Raw genomic sequence first — 19,307 nt, forward strand, 5'->3', positions numbered from 1 at the left:
GTGCGATTGGGATGCATTGGCTGCACGCTAATGAAAACTATCCCTGCAACCAGTAAGTGCCCAATAGGCGTTATGGCAATTATGGCGCTTCCACTTTAGAAAGGCTATTGGTCATTTGGGGTACCATCGTTGCGGGAGTTGATGAACATGGAGTTTTTTTGGAGGCCAATGGAGTGGCTATTTGCAAGCTGCAACAAAAAGCGGATCGTCACTTTCCAGATCAAACCACTTGGCTTGTTCTGCCATCGCTTGCGATGAAAGCGGCATCTCTCCAGACCAATCCGCGCGACGGGCTTGCAAGCAGTCGATCAACTGTAGGATTTCAGTTGTCGGTCCCTCTTTTTCAACTTGAAACAGCGCACCCAATTTGATGCCGGGCAGGGTGTCGTTTGTTCTGATGCTGTTTTTATCAAACGCCAGAAAACGATCCGTGCGTGGCACGATATAGGACAAAGGGTGCACCAAGCTGGTGCCTTTGGATGAACGCAGAATGACAACATCTTCGCCAAAGTCAGCAGTAGCCCGCGCGTACCAGCCATAGTCCAAAAGGATCTGCAACAGCATCATTCCAGCCGCAGCAGCAAAGGGAATGGCGGCTTTTGGCCGTGGCTTGCGCAAAATATACTTATAAACCAGAACAATGAATCCTGCTGCACCGACGCCGGCTATGAGGGTTCCGAGCAAAGTGAACAGCATGATTTAGGCTCCTAAATGTGGTTTTAGCATACAGGCACCGAAAGGATCTGAGCCCTTTGGGTGTTGTGACTGCTCTTGTGGCATATTTTGCATGGTGTTGATAAGGCAGTATTTCGTAGTGTATTGATTTTTATGACTTTTGCCGCCTTATTCTATCAAACTGGTTAGATGTTTGCACCCTGACTGTTGCCCAAAGCTGACTGAAGCGTCTTGATGACCGTGAAGGCATCCTTGAGGTGGTTGCGTTCCAGATCTGACAGGCTGGCTGGTGCCATGTAATTGTCTGGTTTCTGGCCCTCACGGATTTGTTTGGCCTGATGCTCCAAGCGCATGCTTGCGATCAAATCATAGGCGTCAATCAGATCTTGTGCACCGGATGCGCTGAGCGTGCCGTGCTCTTTTGCAAGGATCAACCGTTCGCGTGTATTGGCGGCTGTGATCCCTGCTTGTAGTGCGTAGGCCCGGGCAAGATCGACGATTGGCACCACACCATTGAGCTTGAGATCAACTGTGTCCTTATGCTCACCCTTTTTGATCAGAGCAAAACCACGGAAAAAACTGAGCGGCGGGGTGTGGCCCAATGAATTGGAAATCATATGAGCGCGGAAAATACTGTTCTTTTGGGCTTTGTCGAGCGTTCCTTGATACATGTCCGCAAACAGGCTTTCGTCGCCAACAATGGGTCTGAGGTCGAACATCACACTGGCCAGCATTTGCGCCATCGGGTCGGGGGTTGCGATCCAAGTGTCAAAATAACCACGCCACACCGCGGCTGGTTGGCACCATTGCGGGTTGGTGGCCATCATGTCGCCAGGGCAATAGAAAAACCCGCAGGCATCAAGCCCGTCCGAGACATATTGGGCAAACTGCTTGAAATAAGCCGCGTGATCTTGGGCGTTGTAGCGATCATCCAATATGAGGCAATTGTCTTGGTCAGAAACGCCGGTTTGCTCTTGCCTGCCTTGGGATCCGCATGCCAGCCACAGATAGGGGACTGGTGCCGGACCAAATTTGCCTTCTGCCAAATGCACCAAGCGTCTGGTCAAGCTGTCGGTCACATTGGTGACAATGCGTCCGATGTGATGGGCCTCCACACCGCTGCCGACCAATTGGGCTAGCATTTGCGGTACCTTCGCGACGATCTTGTTCAGGCTTGCAAAGTCAGACTGCCGTTGGATGTCACCAATCAGGAACGGCGCAGAAACGGCTTGTTGCCGTACAAGGTTGGTGTTTGTCAGGATGCCGACAAGTTTGTTGTTTTTGATGATCGGGAGATGGGTATGGGATCGTTCCGTCATTGCCATCATGGCGTCAAACCCCAGTGAATCTGGGCCCAGTGTAAATGGGGTCGGGGTCATGACCTCTCGGACTGGACTATCCAGTGGGCGCCCTTTGGCCACCACACGGTGGGTCAGATCGCCTGAGGTGAGGATGCCGGTCAGGCTGTCATTCTCGGTTATCAGGACGCAGGAAATATTCTTTTCCGCCATGACCTGAGCTGCTTGCATCACCGTTGCGGTTGGATTGATGGTGATGGGATTAGGCGTCATCAATTCACCAACTGTCATGGAAATCAGACTGGTGGTCTGGTCGGGTGTGTGCGGTTTGGCCTTGCGTTTGGCAAGGGAGCTATCGAAATAGGCGTGGAATGAAGGAGTCTCCTTGATGATTTGATCGAACAGGACCTTCGGGATGCTGAAGTATAGGGTGTCTTCGCTGGCGACCGCTCTGTTGGGGGCGCCTTCATTGTTGAGCAATGCTCTCTCACCAAAGCAATTGCCAACGTTGAGATGCAGCAGCACGTTGTCTTCTGGTGTGATCAGGTCAACAGCACCAGACATGATCAGGCACAGTCCGAGAACCGGTTGACCGATTTCAAGGATTATTTCGCCTTTTGGGGCCTTAAAGCAGGAGGTTGATTTGGCAATCTCTTCCAGTCGGCTCATTTCAAGCAAGTCAAAAGGATGCCGGTGAGCAGCAAAGTCTGCAAAGTCGATCTCGCTCATTGAGTGTTCCTTCCTAAAAAGCTTATGGCCGATATAAAAAGATCCCGCCGAAAAATGTCGGCGGGATCTCACAGAGTTATTTGATCAAGGGCATTGGTCTTCCTTAAGATATAGGAAAATCAAGCCGGTTAATCTCAGTGATCAATCGCAGCGCCAGACCCTTTTGGAATGCGGATGCTTTCAACGAGATCCTGAATTTCCTGAGGTGGCTCTTCAGTAGCGGAAGATACGGCGTAGGCAACAGCGAAGTTGATCATCGCGCCGATTGCGCCAAAGGCTTCAGGAGCAATACCCATGAAATGGTTGTCCGTTGTATTGGCCAGCATTGCAGTGCCCGGAATGAAGAACCAACCTTTGTACATAAAGATGTACAGCAGAGTGGAGAGGATACCTGCGAGCATTCCAAAGATAGCGCCTTTGGAGTTGATCCGCTTGGAGAAAATACCCATCATCAGAGCAGGGAAGATTGACGACGCTGCAAGACCAAAGGCCAGTGCGACCACCTGAGCTGCAAAGCCAGGAGGGTTCAGGCCGAGATAGGCTGCGATACAAATTGCAACACCCATGGAAACACGGGCGTACAGAAGTTCTTTTTTCTCGGAGATGTTTGGTGTGAAGGTGCCTTTCATCAAGTCATGAGAGACTGCAGAAGAGATAGCCATCAACAGACCCGCAGCCGTTGACAGAGCCGCAGCTAGACCACCAGCAGCCACCAAAGCGATAACCCAGTTGGGCAGCTTGGCGATTTCTGGATTGGCCAGAACCATAATGTCACGGTCCACGCTCAGTTCGTTGCCCTTCCAGCCAAATTCATCAGCTTTGGTTTTGAAAGCGTCTGATTTGTCGTTGTAATACTGGATGCGGCCGTCACCATTTTTGTCTTCAAACTTCAGCAGGCCAGTTGTTTCCCAGTTTTTGAACCAGTCTGGACGGGCTTCATATTCGAGGTTGCCGTCAACTGCGCCAACTGCGCCTGGCTGAATGGTGTCCATCAGGTTCATGCGAGCCATTGCGCCAACGCCAGGAGCGGTGGTGTAGAGGATCGCGATGAAGACCAAAGACCAACCAGCAGTCCAACGGGCGTCAGATACTTTAGGCACGGTGAAGAAGCGGATGATAACATGCGGCAGACCAGCTGTACCGATCATCAGGGACAGGGTGTACATGAACATGTTGAGTCGATTGGTCGTGTCGGCGGTATATTCGTTGAAGCCCAGATCCGTAACGATCAGATCAAGTTTGGTCAACAGCGGTGTGCCGGAAGCTGCGTGATCACCGAACAGGCCCAACTGCGGCAGGACGTTGCCGGTCAGTTCCATGGAGATAAAGACGGCAGGAACAGTGTAGGCCAAGATCAAAACGCAATATTGGGCGATTTGTGTGTATGTGATGCCTTTCATGCCACCCTGCACAGCGTACAGAAACACGATACCAGTACCAATCAGCAGGCCGGTGGATGCATCTACTTCGAGGAAACGGGAGAAAGCAACGCCAACGCCTTTCATCTGGCCAATCACATAGGTGATGGAGCAAATGATCAAGCAAGCCACGGCAACGATACGTGCTGTGGAGGAGTAGAAGCGATCGCCGATGAACTCAGGCACGGTGAACTTGCCGAACTTACGCAGGTAAGGGGCAAGCAGCATAGCCAGAAGAACATAACCGCCGGTCCAGCCCATCAAGAAAACAGATGCACCATAACCGTTAAAGGCGATCAGACCCGCCATGGAGATGAAGGAAGCAGCTGACATCCAGTCAGCAGCCGTTGCCATGCCGTTGGCAACTGGGTGAATGCCGCGGCCAGCAGCGTAAAATTCACCTGTTGTGCTGGCGCGCGCCCAAAAAGCGATGCCAATATAAAGCGCAAAGGACGCGCCCACAACGATGTAGGTAAGAGTTTGAAGTTCCATAAGTCTCGCTCCGCTGTCCTATATTACTCTTCGACACCAAATTTTTTGTCGATGGTATTCATGCGAATTGCATAGAAGAAGATGAGCCCGAGGAACACATAGATAGATCCCTGTTGAGCAAACCAAAATCCCAAGTCGGTACCACCGACCGCAATGCCTGACAGAGCAGGACGAAGAAGTAGACCAAAGCCAAACGACACCACGAACCAGATAATTAGGCAAATCGTGATGAGGTTGATGTTGGCTTTCCAATAAGCTTGTCCGTTGTCATTATTCTCGGCCATAATTCCCCCCATGGTGCTGAACCAGTTGTCGGTTCATGTTCCAGGTAACCTTTATGTCTTGGTTGCAGAACGGTCTTTATGCGGGAGCGGTTTTCTCCTGCTCCCAGACTTTCTCGCTGCTGCCAAATTCCATCAAGGTCGTGTTAGTGACAAGAGCCAGGGGCTTTTGACTAAGCCTCCTAGCGGTGTCTCTAAGTAAAATAAGTGCTGAGTTAAATTCAATTAATGTTTCGTATAATTCCATCATCCTTTAGTCGCGAAGGTCTTCGTGGCGTTATACTATTTGATCTGAAATAATTCTAAAAGAAGATTGCCTGATTGTTGTTTTGAATGGTTTTAATCTTAAAGTATAATCTTCAGATATATTTTGCTGCAAGTGCGAGATGATGATGGTTAATCTTGACGCGCTGCGAAGTGAATTTGGTTTTACGGTTCTTCCCAACGGACGAGGCTTTCAATAGGCACCCTGTCGATGGCTTGGTTGGTATCTGAATGGAGGGAGATTTAAATTTTAAATATGTAAAGCAATCAATATATATAATCCAATATTTGGGGATTATTGAGATTATATATTCTCATTTTTCTCGCATAATTAGAATTAATAAGCGATTTCATTTTTCTTTGGTGTGGCATAATAGGACAAGAATGCTGACGTAATCGACAGCTGCGCAAGGGAGGAAGTGCACCATGTCCGACTATGGCCCATTGAAATTTTATGTTCCAGAGCCCGCAGGGCGACCGGGAGATGAACCTGATTTTTCCTATTTGAAAGTGCCCAAAGCGGGCGCCGTTCGTAAACCTGATGTTGATGTGGATCCCAAGGAAATCAAAGATCTCGCGACAACCATGATCCGAGTGCTGAACCGGGACGGGGAGGCCGTTGGGGAATGGGCTGATCCGATTGAGGACGGGGTGGTTCTGCATGGTCTCAAAAGCATGATCCGCACCCGCGCTTTTGACGAGCGCATGATGACACTGCAGAGGCAGGGCAAAACATCCTTTTACATGAAATGCACCGGTGAAGAGGCGATCACGGTGGGGCAACAGCTGGCCCTGTCGCCCGGGGATATGAATTTCCCGACCTACCGCCAACAAGGATTGCTGCTGTGTCAGGATTATCCATTGGTCAAAATGATCTGTCAGATCCTTTCCAATGCTAAGGATCCCTTGCATGGGCGACAGCTGCCGATTCTCTACAGTTCAAAAGAACACGGGTTTTTCACAATTTCGGGCAATCTGGGGACCCAATATGTGCATGCGGTTGGCTGGGCGATGGCCTCTGCGATTAAGGGCGATACCAAAATCGCGACGGCCTGGATTGGCGACGGGTCAACCGCAGAGAATGATTTTCACGCTGCATTGGTCAATGCCTCTGTCTACAAGCCGCCTGTGGTGCTCAATGTGGTTAATAACCAATGGGCTATCTCGTCCTTTCAGGGGCTCGCTGGTGGTGACTCGGCCACATTTGCGGAACGGGCGCATGGTTTCGGCATCCCGTCACTGCGTGTTGACGGTAATGATTTTATTGCTGTCTATAATGTCTCCCGCTGGGCGGTGGAACGGGCGCGGCGCAACCTTGGGCCTACGATGATCGAGTGGGTGACCTACCGGGTTGCCCCCCATTCTACATCTGACGATCCGTCTCGCTATCGTCCGCGCAAGGAATCTGATGCGTGGCCACTGGGCGATCCGGTGCTGCGATTGAAAAACCATCTCATCAAGGCAGGACAGTGGAGCGAGGAACGTCATGTTCAAGCCGAAGCAGAATATGAAGAAGAGGTTCGGGCCGCAACCAAAGAAGCTGAATCCTTCGGGGTGATGGGGCAAGGGTCGACCGCCCGAGACATATTTGAAGATGTGTATAAAGAAATGCCACCGCATTTGCGCGAGCAGCGCCAGAAGCTGGGAGTGTAATGATGGCCGAGATGACAATGGTAGAAGCCATCCGTGATGCGATGGATATCAAAATGGGTCAGGACAAAGACGTCGTGGTCTTTGGTGAGGATGTCGGCTATTTCGGTGGCGTGTTCCGCTGTACTGCTGGTTTGCAAGAAAAATATGGCACAAACCGCGTGTTCGACTGCCCGATCAATGAAAGTGGCATTGTTGGTGTTGGCATCGGTATGGCGGCTTATGGTCTTCGCCCCTGTGTTGAAGTGCAGTTTGCCGATTATATCTATCCCGCCTATGACCAGATTGTCTCAGAAGCTGCGCGTCTTCGCTATCGGTCCGCTGGCGATTTTACGGCTCCGATTACCATTCGCACGCCCTGTGGTGGTGGGATTTTTGGTGGTCAGACACATAGCCAAAGCCCCGAGGCGTTGTTTACGCATGTGGCCGGTCTCAAAACCGTCATCCCCTCCAATCCTTATGATGCAAAGGGCTTGTTGATTTCAGCCATTGAAGATGATGATCCTGTTATCTTTTTTGAACCCAAACGGCTTTATAACGGCCCGTTTGATGGCCATCATGAACGCCCGTCACAAAGCTGGGCCGGGCATGCATGGGGAGAAGTGCCGCAAGGGCATTATACGGTGCCAATCGGCAAAGCTGCTGTTCGGCGAGAAGGGCAGGATGTCACTATTCTGGCCTATGGCACGATGGTGTATGTCGCCGAGGCGGCGGTGAATGAGACAGGCATTGATGCCGAAATCATCGATCTACGCAGCCTGTTGCCAATGGATATTGAAACCATCGAAACATCGGTCAACAAAACCGGACGCTGCATGATCGTGCATGAGGCAACCCTGACATCTGGGTTTGGTGCCGAGCTGGCCGCGCAAGTGCAGGAACGTTGTTTTTATCACCTTGAAGTGCCTATCGAGCGGGTGACCGGCTGGGACACCCCTTATCCGCATGCGCAGGAATGGGACTATTTCCCCGGCCCCAAGCGTGTGGGCAAGGCGCTTGTTGCGATGATGGAGGAAATCTGATGGCACGTCATACCATAAAAATGCCAGATGTCGGCGAGGGCATAACCGAAGCCGAGATCGTTGAATGGACCGTGGCTGTCGGTGACTTTGTCAAGGAAGACGACATTTTGGCCGCGGTGATGACCGATAAGGCCACCGTCGAAATTCCATCGCCTGTCACCGGTACAATCTCGGCTCTGAACGGGGACTTGGGCGCAATGACCCCTGTGGGCTCTGTTATTATTGAGTTGGAGGTGGATGGCGACGGCAATTCTGTGGACGTTGAAGAGGCGGCCGCAGATGTGCCGGTTCCGGAAAACCCTTCCGTGGTTGAGGATAGCAAGCCTTCAGTGAGGGACGCAGACCCAAAGGAACCGTTGCAGGCGGCGGCAATGGAAGCGATGACGCCGGTGGCAGCCCCGTTGCCAACCCGTGTTGTTGTGCCTTCGGCACCTCGGGCCGTGGGTGAAAAGCCCTTGGCCTCGCCCAGTGTGCGCCGCCGTGCGATGGATGCCGGTGTGCGGCTGGCCTATGTGGCAGGGTCGGGACCTGCGGGACGCATCACGCACTCTGATCTGGATGCTTATCTGGATGGGGGCAATGCTGTCACTCCTCAACTGAGTGTGGCCATTGATCCGATCAAGACGGGCGTTGAAGAATGGAAGGTCATTGGCCTGCGGCGCAAAATCGCTGAGCGGATGCAGGACGCCAAGAGTCGCATTCCCCACATCACCTATGTGGAAGAAGTGGATGTGAGTGAACTGGAAAAATTGCGTAAGCATATGAATGATGCTGACAAGGCGGGGCAGGTTAAACTCACTATCTTGCCATTTGTCATGCGGGCGATGGTTTTGGCTGCACGGGAGGTGCCGAAAATCAGTGCGCATTTTGATGACGAGCAAAATGTTGTGAAACAATATGAAGCGGTGCATATCGGCATGGCCACCCAGACCGATAGCGGTTTGATGGTGCCGGTTGTGCATCATGCCGAAGCCCGGGGGGTACGGGCCTTGGCCGAAGAAATCAGCCGTTTGGCAGGGATCGCACGGGATGGCTCGATTACCCGCGAGGAATTGACCGGTTCCACCATAACGCTTTCCAGCCTTGGTGCCATGGGCGGCATCGTCTCAACGCCAGTGATCAACAGCCCTGAAGTGGCGATTGTCGGTGTCAACAAGATTGCCGTGCGTCCGGTTTATCTGGATGGGGCGTTTGTGCCGCGTCAAATCATGAATCTGTCTTCCAGTTTTGACCACCGCATAATTGACGGATGGGATGCGGCTGTTTTCATTCAGAAGATCAAAAGCCTGCTGGAGCATCCGGCATTGTTGTTTGTAGAATAGGGAGCAGATCATGAACAAAATACAGGGAGCAAAAAGCTGCGATCTGCTGATTTTGGGCGCGGGGCCGGGTGGTTATACGGCGGCTATTCGTGCCGGACAGGCAGGGTTAAAGGTTATCATCGTGGAAGGCGCAAAGGCTGGAGGCACCTGTCTCAATGTCGGCTGTATCCCTTCCAAGGCTCTGATTCATGCCGCTGAGGTGTTTCACAAGACCAAAGGTCTTGAGGGTGGGCAAAACGTGCTGGGTATCTCGCTTGCAACGCCATCTATTGATCTTGCCAAGACCATCGGCTGGAAAGACGGCATTGTTGGCAGGTTGAACAAGGGTGTCGAAGGTCTGATGCTGAAGGCTGGCGTTGAGCGTGTCACGGGGTGGGGAGGGATGCTGGATGGCAAGACCTGCGAGGTGATGCAGGAAGAGGGGCCGATCCTGATACATGGTGAGCATGTGGTTTTGGCCACCGGATCCGAGCCGGTCGCATTGGCGTCCTTGCCGTTTGGTGGCAAAATCCTGTCCTCGACCGAGGCTTTGGCGCTTGAAGAGGTGCCAAAGCAGCTTGTGGTCGTGGGTGGTGGGTATATCGGTCTGGAATTGGGTACCGCTTTTGCCAAACTCGGCTCGCATGTCACTGTTGTGGAGTCCGCTGATCACCTTTTGCCGCATTATGATCGCGACATCACGAAGGTTGTCGAGGCTTCTCTCAAAGAGCTTGGCGTGGAGATTCTGACCGGAGCAAAGGCCAAACAACTTACGCAGGATGGGGCTTGTTTGTTGGTCGATCTTTCTGATGGCAGGGAAGTATCCTTGCCTAGCGACAAGGTCTTGGTGACGGTTGGGCGCAAACCGCGGTTGGATGGTTGGGGGGCAAGCAACCTCTATCTCACCATGCGGGATGGATTTATCGCCATCGATGACCAATGCCGCACTTCGATGACAGATGTGTTTGCTATTGGCGATGTTACAGGGGAACCTATGCTGGCCCACCGCGCTATCGCGCAAGGGGAGCTGGTGGCCGACATTGTTGCTGGTAAAATGCGGCGGTTCGATACGGTTTGTATCCCCGCGATCTGTTTTACGGACCCTGAAGTGGTGAGCGCTGGTTTGTCGCCGCAAGAGGCCATTGCGGCTGGTTTTGAGACAGTGGTTGGGCAGTTCCCCTTTGCGGCCAATGGTCGGGCGATGGCAACCGAGGCCGAGATCGGCTTTGTGCGTGTTGTCGCGCGCAAGGACAATCAGGTTGTGTTGGGCATTCAGGCGGTTGGGCGCGGGGTGGCGGAACTGTCGGCAGCCTTTGGGCTTGCCTTGGAAATGGGTGCGCGGCTGGATGATATTGCTGGCACCATTCATGCCCATCCAACGCAAGGAGAGGCCTTGCAAGAAGCAGCCTTTGCTGCAATGGGGCAACCACTGCATATGTGATGAGAGGTGGGGACAAGGGCAGACTTGGCAACGGGCTGATGGTGAGATATTGACGATCATGTTGTGCTCGTGCATATGAGGCACATGACAGTACATCCGCCCAGCCTGACCCCGCCGATGATTGATTATGCCCCGCCTTTGGAGCCCTATCTTAGTGTGCTCCATCAGGACCTGAATATTGCCATTGTCGACAAGCCGTCTGGCTTGCTCAGTGTGCCCGGCAAGGCAGAGGAGCATTGGGATTGTCTTGAGTATCGCGCGCAACGGGTGCTCGGCGACAGTCGTATTGTGCACCGGCTCGATATGGATACATCAGGCCTGATGGTGCTGGCGCGGGATCATTTCAGCCATAAGGGGCTGGGGCGTCAGTTTGAAAAACGCAAGATTGAGAAAAGTTATGTGGCGCGCGTTTGGGGCGTGATGGCACAAGACGAAGGATCTGTCGATCTGCCGCTGATTTGCGATTGGCCTAGCCGTCCAAAACAGAAGGTTTGCTTTGAACGGGGCAAATCTGCTCAAACGCACTGGCAAGTGCTCGACAGAGATGAACGCAGTACGCTGGTCCGGTTGACGCCTCATACCGGAAGGTCCCATCAATTGCGGGTGCATATGCTTAGTCTTGGGCATGTGATCATGGGAGATCGCTTTTATGCCACGGGCGACGCCCTGCAATCCTCTGAGCGTTTGCTGCTGCACGCCGAACGCCTTCGGCTCATTCATCCCGTCAATAGTGACTGGATCGAGTTTGAAAGCCCGTGCCCCTTTGCATAGGCTTTTGTTTCGGTGGATGTTTGGTTGCTATTGCTTTTTCCAGTTAATGACCAATGTATTGATCGCTTTTCCCGCTTGGCTTCGCCCCGATTGGGATTGGAATTTTCTGTCCCCTTGCAAAATGAAAGTGACATGAATCTGGTTTTTATCATCCGCTCCAACCAGCTTCAGGCTTGTCGATTTGGTCTTGCCGGTTAGGGTAATCTTGGCCAAGTCTCCGCGTTGCAATATGGGCTTGCCGGTCACGGTCCCATTGCTCGTTTCTATCAGTGTGGATTGAAAACTTGTGGTTCCAGCCGCAGCGCCACATCGCCCGCTAATCGCAAGATTGCTTTTGTCCTGGTTGTATTTTGCGCTGATGCGGCAGGCGAGCGCCTCTTTTTTCGGAGTCTCGCCATGGGTTTTCAGGGTGCCCCTGCCTCTCCAATCGCCGTCAAGTTTGTGCAGGAAACTGCTGGCGTTAGCGTTTGAGATTGTCAGCGTGAAGCAGAGAAAGATTGTCAGCGTGAAGCCGAGAACAAGGACACTGAGGGCAAAAGACGGACGCAAAAATCTCATTTTGATTTTCTTTCCAAGGCAAGCAAAAAACTGGGCAATATATATAAATCAGCCAAAAGAGCCACAAATAGGGCCGTGATGACCAATTGTCCAAAGAGCACGACAGATGGCAATCCACTGAGTTGCGTCATACTAAGGCCAGCGACTAGCAGCAAGGTTGTTGCCAGAAACGCAGGTGTGATAGCCCATATGGCGTGGGCCATGGCATCGTTTGGCAGGATATCTTGATGGGTGCTCTGGGCTAGGCGATATTGGTTGAGTAGATGAATGGAATTGTCGACCGCTATGCCAAAGGCAATCGTCAAGGCAATCACGGCGGTCATGCTTAGCGGTTTGTCGATTACCCAGAAATAGGCTTCAACCGTCAATATCGGAATGAGGTTTGGCAACATGAAGGCCAGCCCGACGCGAACCGAACGCATGATAATCATGATCGACAGAATGACGATTAACACGGCGCTGATCAGCCCAGTGCGCAGGTCGCTAATGAGTTTTGGTGTTTCCTTGGCTGTCAACAAAGACAGGCCTGCAAGTTTGACTTTGCCGGATAAGCCATCTGCCTCCAGTTGTGCCAACAAGCCGTCCGTATAGCTGCTGATCTGTTCTGCGGCAAGCATGGTGCCTAACGGGATCGGAATTAGATAAGAAAGACCATTGTGGCTGATGAAGCGACTTAGCATAATATTGTCTTTGGGCAGGGCTGTTCCGTCCAAATAGCGCATCATCTGCACAATGGGCTCTGCCTGAATAGGCTTGGTGAGTTGTTTGTTAAGCGAGGTGAGGATCGCGGTGAAGTCTTCCCTGTCGCTTTGGCTTAGGCCGCTTTTGCCATCGGGGTCTGCCAGAATGGCATAGAGCTGGCCACTGCCGCCCATCTTTTGTTCGACGAAAATCTCGTTTTGTCGGATCGGAACGTCTTCAGATAGATAGTCTGTAACGCGAAAACTGGCTGGCAGGGCGATGTGAATGGCGATGAGGAAGCCGGACAGTATAGCCGAGAATATTAAGACAGCGCCGCGATGACGAGACGCCAGCCAAACAGCCGGCCGACCGGGTTTATTAAGGATGCGTGGCGCAAGTGCCTTTGCCTCTTTGTCCTGATCCAGCAGGAAATGGGCCAGCGTCGGCAGCACAAAAAGAACCGACAGGAAGGCCAGCATAATGCCAACGGCTCCTGTGACGGACAAACGATGCATTGTCTCGGCCCCGCCCAGACCAATGCCGACAAAGGCCAGAGCCGTGGTCAGACTGGCCAGAAAACAGGCCGGTCCTGTGGTTGCAATGCCATAGCTTATGGCACTCGCAGTGTTATGATCTTCTGTCCGCTTTCGCTGGATGGACATGTACAAATGCACACCATCAGCAAAGGCGATGACAATGACCATGGTCGGAACGACACTGGTTAGAAAATCAATCGGAATACCAAATATTGCCAAGAACCCCAGATACCAGATCACGCCGATGATGGGTGGGACCGAGCAGATCAAGGCGCCGCGCCATGAGCGGAAAATGCTCCATGCAATCAGGATGCATAGCAGTGTTGATGCAATGGTCAGGGTTTTTTGATCTTTGTTCAAAGTGGTGCGGATTGTGCGCTGAATTTCCGGGATGCCTATAAAGGAAATGGTGAAGGCATCAGAATAGGGGGCGGCAAGGCTGCGGATTTCATCCTGATTCTTCGGGGTGAGGCCTATGGGCTGATCCGGCTCTGCGGGGCTCAGCATCAGCATAACAATCGTTGCGGTCAGGTCTTCGCTGAGCATTTTATCGGCGAGCGGGATCGATTGGCGCAATGTCGTGAGCCGTTCTTTTGCGGGCCGGTGCAGTTGGTTGGTTGTTGTCAGGAAAAAAGCAGGGTTGCTCGGTTCCGGCTTGTAAACGACCATGCCTTCACCTTGTGCGACATTTGGGATGTCGGGAAGGCTGAAAATTGAAAAAGCGGCTTGCACTTGGGATGCAAATTGCAGGTCTAGCAAAAAATCCTGAAATTTCTGATAGGTTTCTGGCTTGGACAGGTCGGCGCTTCGGATGAGCAGACTTTCGTCTCGAGAAAAGGGATGAAATTGTTTTTCAAGCAGCTGAAACGAACGGTATGTCTCTGAATTGTTACGTAGATTTTCGGTGATGTCGCCAGTGAATTTGGTTTTGGCAACCAATAGCACCGTGGACAATACCGTGATTGCGAGCAAAAGGAAGGCAATTCGCCGGGGGTGCTTGGCGATTTTGGGGGCCAAACGCTTCAGACCAAGGCTTTGCATAAAAGACGGTACTCTCGCTCAGAATTATTGTGATTGCGGGCCTTCGTGAAACCAGCGTTGCCAGTTGGTTGACCGTTCCAGACCGCGCAATAAATCGTCTGGTAAAATGAAACTGCGCCAAAGACGTGTGCTCTTTTGAACACGAATGCCCGGGAAGATTCCAGATACCAATTCTGTGCAGATCACACGGTTGTGGTCGAAGCCATCCAAATTATAGTCATACGCTTTTCCCATATTTTGCATGATGCGGTCAAAGTGAAATTGAGGGCTTGTTAATTTGGAGGGGCGGTAAACCGCTATTTCATCGGCATTGAGAATGTTTGACAAAGGGGTTTGTACCACGCCGTCACGATCGGCTTGAAGCAGGGATTGGCCTTGACTGACCGCTTTGAAAAGCGGTTTGTAGCGTTGGTTTTTGTCCCAGTCTGCGGCTTTCCAGTCGTCTGATGTGCCGAGCCAAATGGCCATATGCGTGTAGCGTCCGGGGGTGAAAAAGGATGTGCCTTTAAATGGTGCCGCGACCAGTATGATATCAAAGGGTTGCAACTGCTCTTTGAGGCTGCTGAGAGCATGGTCGTCTTGGGTGAGATAGCCAGGGCGCAATTCAATGAAGCCAACGCTGTTGGCCAACCCTTTGGCAACCCATTCGAATGTGGTTGTAAAAAGAGGTTGGTGCCGTGCCAAGCTGATGGTGAAATCCGTTGCCATATGCACCGCAAAGAGCCCAAAAAGCAAGCCGATCCAGCCAGTTCGTGCGAATATATCGCCCCAAATGGTTATTGGTATTCGGAAAGATTTTGCAAGAATTTGGTTCATAATGTCATTCGCAGAAAACTCTATTTTAATGGTGTTTTCAATTAAATGAAAGTTTGAATGTTTGTCTATGATTTAGGGCATCTGGCTCTGATTTGTCTCTGGTGTGGTTTTTCATTGTAGCAATAGAACATGAAATTATGGCCGAAATTATTCTAGTTGCGAATGCTTCTCAAAAGCAGTTGCAATTAGTTTTTGTCGCTGATAGAGTTTCTTTGCATAGGGTAGAAAGCTTTTTATTTTTTGAGCCTGATTATGGTCGGCTAAAAGGTGGTCTCTTAGCTTGCCGCGTATTGTATTGGAGAGTTTGATGGATTTTAAAAAACTGGTTTTATCGTCAGTGATGGCGGCGGCGATGGTGATGGCGGTGCCTTTCGTCTCACTGGTGGATCGTGCCAAAGCTGCGGACCAGCCATTTAAAGTGGTAACCACATTTACCGTTTTTGCGGATATGGCCCGCAATGTGGCCGGTGATTTGGCATTGGTGGAATCCATCACCAAACCGGGTGCCGAGATACACAATTATCAGCCGACACCGCGCGATTTGATCCGTGGTCAGGGCGCTGACCTAATTCTGTGGAACGGCTTGAATCTCGAACTTTGGTTCCAGCGCTTTTTTGCCAATTTGCACGATGTGCCAAGTGTTGTTTTGACTGACGGTATTCAACCCATGTCGATCGGCGAGGGCCCCTATACTGGCAAGCCCAATCCGCATGCCTGGATGTCTCCCAGTGATGGGGTGATTTATGTTGATAATATCGTCAAGGCCTTGGCTGAATATGATCCCGAGCATGCTGCAATCTATAAAGAGAACGGCGAAACTTATAAGGATAAAATCCGTGCCGTTTCTGACCCCATTCGCAGCAGCTTGTCGGGTATTGCCGATGAGAAGAAATGGCTGCTGACCAGTGAAGGGGCTTTTTCTTACCTGGCGCGTGATTTTGGACTGAAGGAATTATATCTTTGGCCCATCAATGCCGATCAGCAAGGAACGCCAAAGCAGGTCAAACGCGTCATTGACACCATTCGGGCAGAGAATATCCCAGTGATTTTTTCTGAAAGCACCGTCTCGAACAAATCTGCCAAACAAGTGGCGCAAGAGACGGGCATCAAATATGGTGGTGTTCTCTATGTGGACTCGTTGTCCGAGCCAGACGGACCCGTACCGACCTATCTGGATTTGCTTCGAGTGACTGCGCAAACCATTGCGGACGGATTGGCTGACTGACTATGAGTAAATTACAAGCGCCGTATGATTTTTCGGGCCAAGGCGTAACGGGATTGGTCGCGCGTGATATGACCGTGACCTATCGTAATGGGCACACAGCGTTGCATGATGCCAATTTTGAGATCCCTCAGGGCTCTATTACGGCGCTTGTTGGTGTCAATGGATCGGGGAAATCAACCCTTTTCAAGGGGGTGATGGGTTTTGTTCCGCTTGCCTCTGGGGAGGTGCAGATTCTTGGCATGCCCGCACGTGACGCGCTGAAGCGCAATCTGGTTGCCTATGTGCCACAGGCTGAAGACGTGGACTGGAATTTTCCCGTTTTGGTGGAAGATGTGGTCATGATGGGCCGCTATGGCCATATGAACTGGCTGCGCATTGCCAAAAAATACGATTATGACAAGGTTCAAGAATCGCTTGAACGGGTCAATATGCAGGACTTTCGCAAACGCCAGATTGGTGAGTTGTCTGGCGGGCAGAAAAAACGCGTGTTTTTGGCTCGTGCTCTGGCACAAGAAGGTCGAGTGATCTTGCTTGATGAGCCCTTCACGGGGGTTGACGTCAAAACCGAAGAGCAGATTACGGATCTTTTGCGGGATCTGCGCACCGACGGTCATGTCATGTTGGTCTCGACCCACAATTTGGGGTCGGTGCCGGAATTTTGTGACCGATGTGTGTTGGTCAATAAAACCGTATTGGCTTCCGGTTTGACGCGGGATGTGTTTACGCAATCCAATCTGGAAAAAGTCTTTGGCGGTGTTTTGCGCCATTTCATTCTCGGTGGGAACGAACTGCATGATGATGACGACACCCGTCAGGTCACGGTTCTGACCGACGATGAACGCCCCTTTGTGCTCTATGGGGAAGCTGACCCCGCCAATGATGGCTCGTCTGACAAGGGCGGGGTGTGAGGCATGGAGATTTTGCTGGAGCCTTTCTCCTATGACTATATGCGCAACGCTATGTTTATCAGCGCACTGGTGGGGGCAATTTGCGCTTTTCTGTCCTCCTACCTGATGCTCAAGGGTTGGTCCTTGATTGGTGACGCGCTGTCCCATTCGATCGTGCCCGGGGTGGCTGGGGCATATATATTGGGGCTGCCATTCTCAATCGGTGCTTTCATTGCGGGTGGCTTGGCCGCAACCACCATGCTGTTTCTCAATCAACGAACCAAGCTGCGAGAAGATACGATCATCGGTTTGATTTTTACGTCCTTCTTTGGGCTTGGTTTGTTTATGGTTTCGTTGTCGCCCACATCCGTCAATATCCAGACCATTGTCCTTGGCAATATTCTGGCCATCACTGAAAGCGACAGCCTGCAATTGCTCATCATTGGTGGGGTGACGCTGGCGATCCTTCTGCTCAAGTGGAAAGATCTGATGGTCGCTTTTTTTGATGAAAGCCATGCGCGCTCGATTGGCTTGAATCCAGACCGTCTCAAGGTGTTGTTTTTCACTTTGCTGAGCGCGTCCACTGTGGCCGCGCTACAAACCGTTGGGGCGTTCTTGGTGATAGCGATGGTGGTGACACCGGGCGCGACGGCCTATTTGCTATGTGACCGCTTTCCTCGATTGATCATGGTGTCGGTGCTGATCGGCTCCCTGACCAGCTTCTTTGGTGCCTATATTAGCTATTTTCTAGACGGGGCAACTGGAGGTGTGATTGTGGTTTTGCAGACTTTGATCTTCCTGATTGTCTTTGTTATTGCGCCCAAGCATGGCATGCTGGCGGCACGTCGCAAGGCGCGGGAAGCGCTGGAGGGACAGCTATGAGCGGCTTTTTTGAAATGCTATGGATGCCGTTTCAGTATCCTTTTATGCAGACTGCCTTCCTAATATCGGTGCTGGTGGCTTTGCCTATGGCGCTACTGTCTTGTTATGTGGTGCTCAAGGGTTGGTCCTTGATGGGGGATGCTATTGCGCATGCGGTTTTCCCTGGTGTGGTGCTGGCTTATATTCTCAATCTACCTTTCATTGTCGGGGCTTTTTGTGCAGGTATGTTCTGTGCCATTTCGACCGGCTGGTTAAAAGAAAATAGCCGCGTCAAAGAAGACACCATTCTGGGTATTGTCTTTTCGGGCATGTTCGCCTTTGGCATCGTGCTGTATCTTAAAATCGAGACAGATGTGCATCTGGATCATATTCTGTATGGCAATATGTTGGGGGTGAGCACGCAAGATCTTTTGACCGTCATCGCCATAGGGTTGGTGACCACAGGTTTTGTGTTGGCCAAGCGACTGGATTTGCTGGCCCACGCGTTTGATCCGCAACATGCGATGGCTATTGGTCTGCCAGTGCGCCTGCTGCATTACGGTTTGTTGTCCGTCATTTCTCTCACCGTGGTTGGGGCTCTGGCCTCGGTCGGGCTTATTCTGGCGATTGCCTATTTGATAGCGCCGGGGGCGATTGCCTTTTTACTCACGCGTACTTTTACCGCCATGCTTGGTGTTTCGCTCTTGGTGGCTGTCGGTTGTTCTATTCTAGGGGTTTATGCCAGCTTCTTTCTCGATAGTGCGCCTGCACCTACCATCGTGCTGTCCATGTCGCTGGTGTTTGTTGCGGCTTTTGTGTTCAGTGTCAGGCGTAATAAGGCTGCGTCAAAGAGAATGGTGGCTGCCGAGCAAGGATAGTTTCTTTTTTCTAAGAAAATTTCTAAGAAAAAATTTCCCATCGTTGAACCGATTTCTGTTTCGGTGCGTCCTACTGCTGATTGTAACTTTTAGTAAGATAGGATTTGCCTATGAATATTGTGTCCCGTGCTCTTTTGATTGCTTCGTTTATCGCGCCGATTATTGGCTCTGTGGTGCCTGCTTCGGCGATGACCAACCAAGAGTGGCAAGCGTATAAAAGAGATTGTGCTGGTCGGGGTGGTACCGCTGGGGTTCATGCCGATGGCTCACCGGGGTGTCATATCGGTGCTATTGCTAAAGTCAAAAAAGGCTTTAAGACAAACGTAAGTCCGAGCAGGACTTATCGCAGTGGCAGCGGTGCTGGCAAAGCGAATTTTCAGGATTTGAGCATGAAACCGCCTAGGCCACCCAAGGATGGTAGTCCCAAGCCGATCCTTCTGCCTGTGAAATAAAGCTGTTCCTACACAAATCGTGCAACGCGC

17 protein-coding genes are annotated in these 19,307 nt (G+C 51.6%); 10 read left to right on the forward strand and 7 right to left on the reverse strand.

The features are described 5' to 3' along the window. Window positions 1-177: 177 nt before the first annotated feature. From C0081_RS18390 to C0081_RS18405, 4 genes are all read right to left on the reverse strand, one after another. A complete protein-coding gene (locus C0081_RS18390) occupies window positions 178-696 on the reverse strand; it encodes a hypothetical protein (RefSeq protein WP_101535323.1) in 519 nt (172 codons plus the stop codon). Between the two features lie 164 nt (window positions 697-860). After that, window positions 861-2,702: a DUF294 nucleotidyltransferase-like domain-containing protein gene (locus C0081_RS18395; protein ID WP_101535324.1), complete on the reverse strand. Its 1,842-nt coding sequence runs from the start codon at window positions 2,700-2,702 to the stop codon at window positions 861-863. 134 nt (window positions 2,703-2,836) lie between these two features. After that, the gene (locus tag C0081_RS18400; RefSeq protein ID WP_101535325.1) at window positions 2,837-4,612 is read right to left on the reverse strand and encodes a sodium:solute symporter family protein; all 1,776 of its coding nucleotides are present in this window, start codon (window positions 4,610-4,612) and stop codon (window positions 2,837-2,839) included. Between the two features lie 23 nt (window positions 4,613-4,635). Then, complete coding sequence (locus C0081_RS18405) at window positions 4,636-4,896, reverse strand: DUF4212 domain-containing protein (RefSeq protein ID WP_101535439.1); 261 nt, start codon at window positions 4,894-4,896, stop codon at window positions 4,636-4,638. 687 nt (window positions 4,897-5,583) lie between these two features. Between C0081_RS18405 and C0081_RS18410 the strand changes: the two genes are divergently transcribed. The 5 genes from C0081_RS18410 (at window position 5,584) to C0081_RS18430 (ending at window position 11,342) form a co-directional block, all read left to right on the forward strand. Further along, entirely contained in the window at window positions 5,584-6,810 is a 1,227-nt protein-coding gene (locus C0081_RS18410) for a 3-methyl-2-oxobutanoate dehydrogenase (2-methylpropanoyl-transferring) subunit alpha (RefSeq protein WP_101535326.1), read from the forward strand. Window positions 6,811-6,812: 2 nt separating this feature from the next. Then, a complete protein-coding gene (locus C0081_RS18415; protein ID WP_101535327.1) occupies window positions 6,813-7,829 on the forward strand; it encodes an alpha-ketoacid dehydrogenase subunit beta in 1,017 nt (338 codons plus the stop codon). After that, window positions 7,829-9,151, forward strand: a complete 1,323-nt coding sequence (locus C0081_RS18420; protein ID WP_101535328.1) for a dihydrolipoamide acetyltransferase family protein — start codon at window positions 7,829-7,831, stop codon at window positions 9,149-9,151. Before C0081_RS18415 ends, C0081_RS18420 begins: the two co-directional genes overlap by 1 nt. Before the next feature lie 10 nt (window positions 9,152-9,161). After that, on the forward strand, window positions 9,162-10,571 hold the full coding sequence (lpdA, locus tag C0081_RS18425; RefSeq protein ID WP_101535329.1) for a dihydrolipoyl dehydrogenase: 1,410 nt from the start codon (window positions 9,162-9,164) through the stop codon (window positions 10,569-10,571). A gap of 84 nt (window positions 10,572-10,655) precedes the next feature. Further along, on the forward strand, window positions 10,656-11,342 hold the full coding sequence (locus C0081_RS18430; protein ID WP_180966960.1) for a pseudouridine synthase: 687 nt from the start codon (window positions 10,656-10,658) through the stop codon (window positions 11,340-11,342). 27 nt (window positions 11,343-11,369) lie between these two features. Here the strand turns inward: C0081_RS18430 and C0081_RS18435 are convergent, their stop codons facing one another. The 3 genes from C0081_RS18435 to C0081_RS18445 are packed head-to-tail and all read right to left on the reverse strand — an operon-like array spanning window position 11,370 to window position 14,974. After that, window positions 11,370-11,900: a hypothetical protein gene (locus C0081_RS18435; RefSeq protein ID WP_101535330.1), complete on the reverse strand. Its 531-nt coding sequence runs from the start codon at window positions 11,898-11,900 to the stop codon at window positions 11,370-11,372. Further along, window positions 11,897-14,158, reverse strand: coding sequence for an efflux RND transporter permease subunit (locus C0081_RS18440; protein ID WP_101535331.1), 2,262 nt, complete (start codon window positions 14,156-14,158; stop codon window positions 11,897-11,899). The genes C0081_RS18435 and C0081_RS18440 overlap by 4 nt, the downstream gene beginning before the upstream one ends. Before the next feature lie 24 nt (window positions 14,159-14,182). Beyond that, entirely contained in the window at window positions 14,183-14,974 is a 792-nt protein-coding gene (locus tag C0081_RS18445) for a YiiX/YebB-like N1pC/P60 family cysteine hydrolase (RefSeq protein WP_101535332.1), read from the reverse strand. Window positions 14,975-15,281: 307 nt separating this feature from the next. Here C0081_RS18445 and C0081_RS18450 point away from each other — a divergent pair, with 307 nt between their 5' ends. The 5 genes from C0081_RS18450 (at window position 15,282) to C0081_RS18470 (ending at window position 19,277) form a co-directional block, all read left to right on the forward strand. Beyond that, a complete protein-coding gene (locus C0081_RS18450; RefSeq protein WP_101535333.1) occupies window positions 15,282-16,199 on the forward strand; it encodes a metal ABC transporter substrate-binding protein in 918 nt (305 codons plus the stop codon). A gap of 2 nt (window positions 16,200-16,201) precedes the next feature. Then, window positions 16,202-17,107 carry a manganese/iron ABC transporter ATP-binding protein gene (locus C0081_RS18455; protein ID WP_101535334.1) on the forward strand — a complete coding sequence of 302 codons (906 nt, stop codon included), beginning with the start codon at window positions 16,202-16,204 and terminating at the stop codon, window positions 17,105-17,107. 3 nt (window positions 17,108-17,110) lie between these two features. Next, on the forward strand, window positions 17,111-17,968 hold the full coding sequence (locus C0081_RS18460) for a metal ABC transporter permease (protein WP_101535335.1): 858 nt from the start codon (window positions 17,111-17,113) through the stop codon (window positions 17,966-17,968). Next, a complete protein-coding gene (locus C0081_RS18465) occupies window positions 17,965-18,825 on the forward strand; it encodes a metal ABC transporter permease (RefSeq protein WP_101535336.1) in 861 nt (286 codons plus the stop codon). Before C0081_RS18460 ends, C0081_RS18465 begins: the two co-directional genes overlap by 4 nt. Window positions 18,826-18,935: 110 nt before the next feature. Continuing rightward, window positions 18,936-19,277, forward strand: coding sequence for a hypothetical protein (locus tag C0081_RS18470; protein WP_101535337.1), 342 nt, complete (start codon window positions 18,936-18,938; stop codon window positions 19,275-19,277). Window positions 19,278-19,307: the final 30 nt, after the last annotated feature.

This window comes from Cohaesibacter celericrescens, assembly GCF_002866925.1.
GTDB lineage: Bacteria > Pseudomonadota > Alphaproteobacteria > Rhizobiales > Cohaesibacteraceae > Cohaesibacter > Cohaesibacter celericrescens.